The organism is Acetobacter sp. (assembly GCF_052102375.1).
Classification (GTDB): domain Bacteria; phylum Pseudomonadota; class Alphaproteobacteria; order Acetobacterales; family Acetobacteraceae; genus Acetobacter.
In genome coordinates, this window is record NZ_JBQDXI010000008.1 from 113,196 (window position 1) to 120,486 (window position 7,291).

The following is a 7,291-nucleotide window of genomic DNA, read 5'->3' on the forward strand; positions in this document are numbered from 1 at the left end:
CACACTCAACAGGAAGGCTTCCCATCATGAGATACCGGCATTCATGACCCTGCTTGATCTTGCCGTGATGGCTGCCTATCTGGCCGGTATGCCGCTTTTGGCGGTGCTCCTGTCTGGCCGCCAAGCCTCCACCGCCGCGTATCTGGAAGGCGGGCATGACCTGCCTTGGTGGGCCTTATGCCTGTCCATGGTCGCAACCGAGACGTCAACCCTCACCGTCATCAGCGTTCCGGGGGTCGCTTTTGGAAACGGGATGGTGTTCGTCGGGCTGGCACTAGGGTATCTGCTTGGGCGTACCATCGTGGCATGGAAATTCCTCCCACTTTACACCAGCGGTCAGATGCTCAGTGCTTACGACTATTTAGGCCAGCGTTTTGGTGGCCCAATGCAGCGGGCTGTATCTGCCACATTTCTCGGCACACGTGTTCTGGCAGAAGCCGTGAGGCTTTTTGCCGGTATGCTTCCGCTTACGGCCATGTTGGCAGCAACACATGTTGCAATTCCACGCTCTCTGTTGCTCATTGGTATTGTTGGGGTCACGCTTTTTTACACACTCTGCGGTGGCCTGCGTGCCGTTGTGTGGTCAGATGCCATTCAGTTCTGCCTCTATTTGGGCGGGGCTGCACTGTGCTTCGGGCTGCTATGGCAAGGCATGCCGCCCCACGTTGTGAGTGTTTTGCACCAAGCAGGCAAGTTCGCCCTGTTTTCCCACGGCACCTACCCTTTTAGCAGCGCCTTTACTCCTCTTGCCGCTGTTGGTGGTGGTGCATTGATGACATTGGCTTCCCACGGGACAGACCAGCTTATGGTGCAGCGCGTACTAGCCGCAAGAAGTTTGCGTGAAGCCCGACTGGCCCTGATGGGCAGTGCCCTTGGCGTAGCTGCCCTGTTTGCGTTGCTTTCTGGTGTAGGTGTTCTGCTTTGGGTGCACCACGGACAGGTTGCATTGCAGGATACAGGCCTGCCATCGCCCGACGCCGTATTTCCAGACTACATTGTGCATGACCTTCCCTCTGGGCTGCGTGGGCTTCTTGTCGCCGCCATTCTGGCCGCTACCATGGGGTCTCTGTCCTCCACACTCTCCGCCATGACAGCCGCCACGGTTGGGGATTTTCCGGCACTCTGTGCCCGTCTTGCGCGGATTTGCAAATTAGGCCCACTGGCTCTGGCCCGCACTCTTACAGTGTTGTGGGCACTTGCTCTGGTAGGGGGCTCGTTTCTATTTGCCCAAAGCAGCCAATCTGCCGTTTTGCTAGGGCTATCTATTGCAGCCTGTAGCTATGGCCCCATGCTAGGCACTTTTCTGGCCGGCATGGCGTTTCCTTCCGCACGCGCCACAGAACTTCTCCCTGCCTTCTGTGCCACAGTCCCGCTTGTACTGTGCGCCATGCTCATCCTCCATCCCGGCGGTCATGCGGTGGCCTTCCCGTGGCTCATCCTGCTGGGCATGGTTCTGCTATGTGCCTTCACACTCACTCTCCGTGGGGCACGAAAAGTGTTTTCAGGGCAGCCTCGCTAACCCGGCCTCATAACTCCAGTCTTCTTCTTGAATCATTCAGGACATCGCTTTCATGACCTCCACAATATCGTACTCTCAAGCAGCCACAGCAAAAACAGAAATGTTTGATACACGCTATGAATCTCTGGACTTATGGCCAACCGGGCCACTGCTGGAAGCGTTGCTTGAGAGCCAGTTGGGGGCTGTCTCCTCTGTTAAGGCGGCTCTGCCGGACATGGAAGGCGCCATAGCGGCAGCCCTCCCCCGTTTGCAGCGGGGTGGCCGCCTGTTTTATGTGGGTGCAGGCACGTCTGGCCGCATTGGTTTGCAGGACGGTGTTGAGCTTATCCCCACCTATGGCTGGCCTGAAGATCGGCTTGTCTTGCTTTTGGCAGGCGGAGACGCCGCACTTTTTCAGCCTGTAGAGGGCGCTGAAGATGATGAAGAGGCAGCACGCGCTGCCATAACCACACATATGGCTGGGCCTGATGATGTGGTTATTGGCGTAGCTGCCAGTGGAGGCACACCCTATACCTGCACCGCACTCGCTTGCGCCCGTGCTGCAGGTAGCCTGACCATAGGCCTGTCCTGTAGCCCTAACACACGACTTCTGCGTGAAGCAGAACTCGGGCTGTTGCTTGAAACCGGCCCGGAGGTCGTGGCGGGCTCTACCCGGATGAAGGCAGGCACAGCACAGAAAGTGGCATTGAACATGCTCTCCACCGCTCTGATGATCCGCCTTGGCCATACATGGCGGGGGCAGATGGTGGATATGCGTATTGTTAACGCCAAGCTGGTCAAACGCGCCCACCGCATGGTGCAACACTTGACAGACTGCACAGAGGCCGAGGCACAGGCCGCCCTTGCACAGGCGGAAGGCAACATAAAGCTGGCGGTGCTGGTCTGCTTTGGCTTTACCCCCGCCACGGGCAAAGCTGCATTAGCCAAGCACGGCGGCCACCTGCGCGCAGTTCTTGCAGCAGCACAGAGTTGATTTTGAAGAACGCTGACATTTTCCAAAAAAGGACGTTGTATTCTGCATGAAAGTTTTTTTGTGCCCGAACAGGGAAAAACTTGCGGCTTTAACCGCAGCTTTGCTTGCCGCGCAGATACGCACCAAGCCGGAAAGTGTGCTTGGTCTGGCAACAGGTCGCACGATGGAAGCGGTTTACGCCCGGCTGGCGCTGGCTCACACCACACAGCAGCTCGATTTTTCCCGCTGCACCACCTTCAACCTAGATGAATATGCAGGGCTAGCACCAACAGACCCCCGCTCCTATCACACATACATGCACCAGCATCTGTTCCAGCATGTTAACCTGACCGCAGATAAAACACATCTACCCAACGGCATGGCAGAAGACCTTTCTGCCGAAGGCACACGTTACGATGCCCTCATTCAACAGGCTGGCGGCATAGACCTGCAACTTCTGGGGTTGGGAGAAAACGGCCACATAGGGTTTAATGAACCCTTGGCGTCTCTTTCCTCCCGCTCCCGGCCTGTTGTGCTTGCTCCGGAAACCCGCCAGCAGAATGCCGAGCTTTTTGATGGCAACCCGGACTCAGTGCCACCAAGAGCACTCACCATGGGAACCGGAACCATTCTGGAAAGTAAAAGGATTATTCTGACAGTATCCGGAGCAGCTAAAGCCCGAACTTTACAGGCTGTTTTGGAAGGTCCCGTCACGGCACAAAAAAGTGCCTCGGCACTGCATTTTCACAATGACTGTCTGGTTCTGGCGGATCAGGAGGCTGCAAGCTGCCTGACAATCCATAGTGCTATTGACCACGCCACGCAGCATGACCCAGAGTTACGCGCCCTGCAAACGCTCCTGAACGCACACTAACAAACGGATTTTTACTATGTCATACAGGACCAGCCCCCTGCGTTTTTACCTGACGACCGCACTCGGACTGGTCTTGTCTTTAGCGCCTGCCGTATGTGCTATGGCTGCTGACACGACCGGCATACCTTTTGCACAAGCACCTGTTATTCTGCCCGCCCCTTCCAGCGTGCAGACGGACGGTTCAGCTTTCGCTCTCCCACAGACCTTTGCCGTAGTTTGGCACGGGAAAAAGACTGCGCTGCTGGAAAAAGCTGTAGAGCGCTTTCGGTTACGGCTTGAAAAAATATCCGGACAGAAAATCTCTTTTACAGCGCCGTCATCTGACCCAAACCTTTTTACCCTGACGATTACCTGTGATGAGGCAGGCAACCCTCTGCCTTCCCTAACCATGCAGGAAGACTACACACTGGCTACATCTGCAAGCGGCATAACCCTGAGTGCCACACAGCCCTTTGGCATTCTGCATGGCCTTGCCTCTACCTTACAGCTTGTTACGCGCACCCAGACTGGGGCGGTCATAACGCAAGCCACACTTAGTGATGCCCCACGTTTCCGGTGGCGGGGCCTGATGATTGATGTCAGCCGACATTTCATGACACTGCCCACACTCCTGCGGCAAATTGATGCCATGGAACTGACCAAGCTCAACGCCCTGCATTTACATTTGGCAGATGGGCAGGGCTTCCGGGTGGAAAGCAAGCTTTTCCCACGCTTGCATACCGTTGCCTCCCACGGGCAATACTATACGCAGAACCAGATACGCACTCTGGTCTCTTATGCTGCGGACCGTGGGATCCGTGTTGTTCCGGAATTTGACACACCGGGCCACAGCTTTGCGTTGCTGGAAGCCTACCCCCGCTATGCAGCACAGGCACCGTTAAATTTGACCGACCGAGCTGAAAGAAACCGGGCCGCCCTAGACCCGACCAACCCTGCCACCTATCGGTTTGTAAACGCTTTATATGGCGAAATGGCCTCCCTGTTCCCTGATGCGTATTTCCATATCGGGGGCGATGAGGTTGTTGCCAAACAATGGAAAAATGCGCCCCGCATTATGGCCTACATGAAAGCCCATAATCTTGCCACGCCCGCAGAAATGCAGGCTGAATTTACACGACGCGTCGCTCAATCCCTGACCAGACGCCATAAGATTGTTATGGGATGGGATGAAATAACTGCTGCAGAAATTCCGCAGGATACTGTTGTTGAGGTATGGCGTGGGGCCGCACATACAGCCTCCGCCACTGCGGCTGGCCATCCGGTTGTTGTGTCTGACGGCTATTATCTGGACAGGTTACAGCCCTCTGCCACCTTTTATGAACACGACCCGTTAGACATAACGGCCAACATGGCAGAAGCAAAAGCCGCCGCACAGGTCACTGGCCCCGGCGGCACTATTGATGCACCAGCCGTGCAGCAAGCCACCCCGCTATCCGATGCCCAGAAAGCGCTGGTTCTTGGAGCGGAAGGGGCATTGTGGACGGAAATTGTCACGGAAGAGATGTTGGACAGCCGTCTGTGGCCACGTATGGCCGCGCTGGCCGAGCGGTTTTGGTCTGCTCCCACCCAGTGTGACGCCTCAACACTTTCCGGCCGCCTTGCCATCACACAGGACCGGCTGGAACTGCTCGGGCTGGAAAGCCGCACAAATAGCCACCGAATGCTGACTCGCCTTGCACCGGGCGATACATACGCGGCAACCACCTTACTTAGTGTCACCAGTCCTATAAGAAATTACGCGCATAACCATGAACTTTTACAAATTCGGCACAAACAGACGGCAACAGAACAAGATCTGACGGCTCCTGCTGACATTGCAACCCCGGATAGTTTTGTAGCGGACCGTTTCAATCAGCAGGCTTTAGCCTATGCCGGTGGCCAGAAAGAGCTGAAACACAGCTTACGTGTGCAACTGACAGCATGGATTGAAAATGATGCTGCTTTTCAGGCTGCGGCTCTCCGCCATCCGGGCTTGCAGGTGGCTTTGCCCGCTTCCACCAGCCTAAAAAATCTGGCACAGGCAGGATTAATGGCCTTAGGGTATGACCGATCATCTGGCTGGAAACACCGCGTACGCGAGGCTATTTATACCGCGCAAGCTGAATTTGCAGCGTCCGCCACAACCAAAGTTGTGACAAACACGCCGCAACCTTCCTCTGACCTGTTGCAGGATATCCTACCGGGCGTTGAAACTCTTGCTGCCAGTATTCTGCACTGACCTGAAGATTTTAGAGAAAGTAGGTCAAATATAACAAAAAAGCTAAAACAGAACCATACTGGCCCCACGCCGTTGAGGGCACTGCGTCATACGTGATAGGAAAAACGGAGTGTCTGGTGCATGGCAAGGTAGAAATGCACCATGCTCTCGACTGTATATAGGATCACTCTTGAACGTGCTCTCCTGGTCTTTCCGGCTTGCATTTTTTACCGCCTGTTTGGGCAGCCTTCCTGCGTGGCTACTCAGCCCGTGCGCCAGTGCGGCATCTCTCCCTCTTGCAACCGATATTTTGCCCTCAGGGGTCCCTCTGCCCTCTCCTGCACCCGATTTTTCTATTCCGCCTGAAGATTACAGCACCGAACTACTGGGCAATATGCACGGTTTACGCACGTGGCTAACCCGGCAGGGCGTACGCATTACCCTTCAGGATGTAGAGGAAGTGTGGGGGCTGACCTCCGGTGGCCTTCAACCCGGAGCAACTTATGATGGCATGACTGCTATTGCTGCGTCTCTCAACACACAACAGGCTTTTGGGTGGCCGGGCGGCTTGTTCAATGTCAGTGCGCTCCAGATCAGGGGGCGCTCCTTCACAGCGGAACGACTGGGGGCACTTAATACCGTCAGCGGGTATGATGCCGGGCGTTCAACTCGATTGTTTGAACTTTGGTACAGCCAGAGCTTCTTTAACAATCATCTGGATATTCGTGGCGGCTCCATAGACCTTGATACCGAATTTCTGGTAAGCCAAAACGCCTCCTTTTTCCTCAACTCCAGCTTTGGTTGGCCCCTTTCCACGTCCAGTAACCTGTATTCTGGTGGACCGTCATGGCCTTTGTCTGCTGTTGGTGTACGCGCAAAATGGACCCCCGCCGCCCCACTTGTGCTCATGGGAGCCATCACAAACGATAACCCGACCCGCGGCCCTTTCTACAGTTCGGTCAGCGCAACGGAACGTGACCCTTCTGGCACATTTTTTTCCACCCATGGTGGCACCTTGGTCATGGGAGAAGCACAGCTTTACCTTGATCTTGCCAAGCGTCTTGCTGGCAACGATGCTCCAGCCCTTCCCGGCACATGGAAAATTGGGGGCCTTTACGATAGCGGGCGTTTTCCCAGCCAGCGCTACGATAACAAAGGCACCCTGCTGGCAAGCCCGGACAGCACCGGCACAGCACGCTACCACCCCGGAAACTGGATGGCCTATGCCGTGCTGGATCAGATGATATGGCGTAAAGAGAAAAACTCTGGAAAGACAATAAATTTTTTCTTCAGGGCGTCTGCTGCCAACCAGAAACGCAGCTATTTTTCTCTTGAATTACAAAGTGGCCTAACCTTCGACGAGCTTATTCCCGGTCGCCCGGATGACACCATAGGCATTGCATGGGGTACCAGCCTTTACAGCAAGTCTGCTTTGAAAAATGCTAGGGATTCCGTGCGTTTGGGCACCAAAGCGCCTTATGTGCTCAAACCTGAACACCATATTGAACTAACATATCAGGCAGCCGTAACACCCTACCTTATTGTGCAACCTGATTTTCAATATTTCTTCAATACAGGCGGCACGATTGCCCCCGCAAATACCACCCTTCCCCACCGCACGAGTGCGGTGCTAGGCGTCAATATGACCACCACATTTTAACAAACCAAAATATTTGCTTCCATCCGTTTATAAGACTTCGACGCGGAAATCTCACAGAAGGGTTGTACATCGGGTTAGATTATGAAAAA

Annotated in this window: 5 protein-coding genes; all 5 read left to right on the forward strand. The window is 54.9% G+C overall.

What is annotated here, in order from left to right; all coding sequences use genetic code 11:
* Positions 1-43: 43 nt before the first annotated feature.
* The 5 genes from ACTIDN_RS05490 (at position 44) to ACTIDN_RS05510 (ending at position 7,202) form a co-directional block, all read left to right on the forward strand.
* A complete protein-coding gene (locus ACTIDN_RS05490; protein ID WP_441376272.1) occupies positions 44-1,519 on the forward strand; it encodes a sodium:solute symporter in 1,476 nt (491 codons plus the stop codon).
* 52 nt (positions 1,520-1,571) lie between these two features.
* A complete protein-coding gene (locus tag ACTIDN_RS05495) occupies positions 1,572-2,492 on the forward strand; it encodes an N-acetylmuramic acid 6-phosphate etherase (RefSeq protein WP_441376273.1) in 921 nt (306 codons plus the stop codon).
* 46 nt (positions 2,493-2,538) lie between these two features.
* Positions 2,539-3,345: a glucosamine-6-phosphate deaminase gene (gene nagB / locus ACTIDN_RS05500; protein WP_441376274.1), complete on the forward strand. Its 807-nt coding sequence runs from the start codon at positions 2,539-2,541 to the stop codon at positions 3,343-3,345.
* 16 nt (positions 3,346-3,361) lie between these two features.
* Positions 3,362-5,563, forward strand: coding sequence for a beta-N-acetylhexosaminidase (locus tag ACTIDN_RS05505; RefSeq protein ID WP_441376275.1), 2,202 nt, complete (start codon positions 3,362-3,364; stop codon positions 5,561-5,563).
* Between the two features lie 175 nt (positions 5,564-5,738).
* On the forward strand, positions 5,739-7,202 hold the full coding sequence (locus ACTIDN_RS05510; protein WP_441376281.1) for a carbohydrate porin: 1,464 nt from the start codon (positions 5,739-5,741) through the stop codon (positions 7,200-7,202).
* The last annotated feature ends 89 nt before the right edge of the window (positions 7,203-7,291 follow it).

What these genes read in the sequence shown, in the direction of transcription:
- ACTIDN_RS05490 (WP_441376272.1), top strand. Translation starts at nt 44, where the DNA reads ATGACCCTGCTTGATCTTGCCGTGATGGCTGCCTATCTGGCCGGTATG.
- ACTIDN_RS05495 (WP_441376273.1), top strand. Translation starts at nt 1,572, where the DNA reads ATGACCTCCACAATATCGTACTCTCAAGCAGCCACAGCAAAAACAGAA.
- nagB (WP_441376274.1), top strand. Translation starts at nt 2,539, where the DNA reads ATGAAAGTTTTTTTGTGCCCGAACAGGGAAAAACTTGCGGCTTTAACC.
- ACTIDN_RS05505 (WP_441376275.1), top strand. Translation starts at nt 3,362, where the DNA reads ATGTCATACAGGACCAGCCCCCTGCGTTTTTACCTGACGACCGCACTC.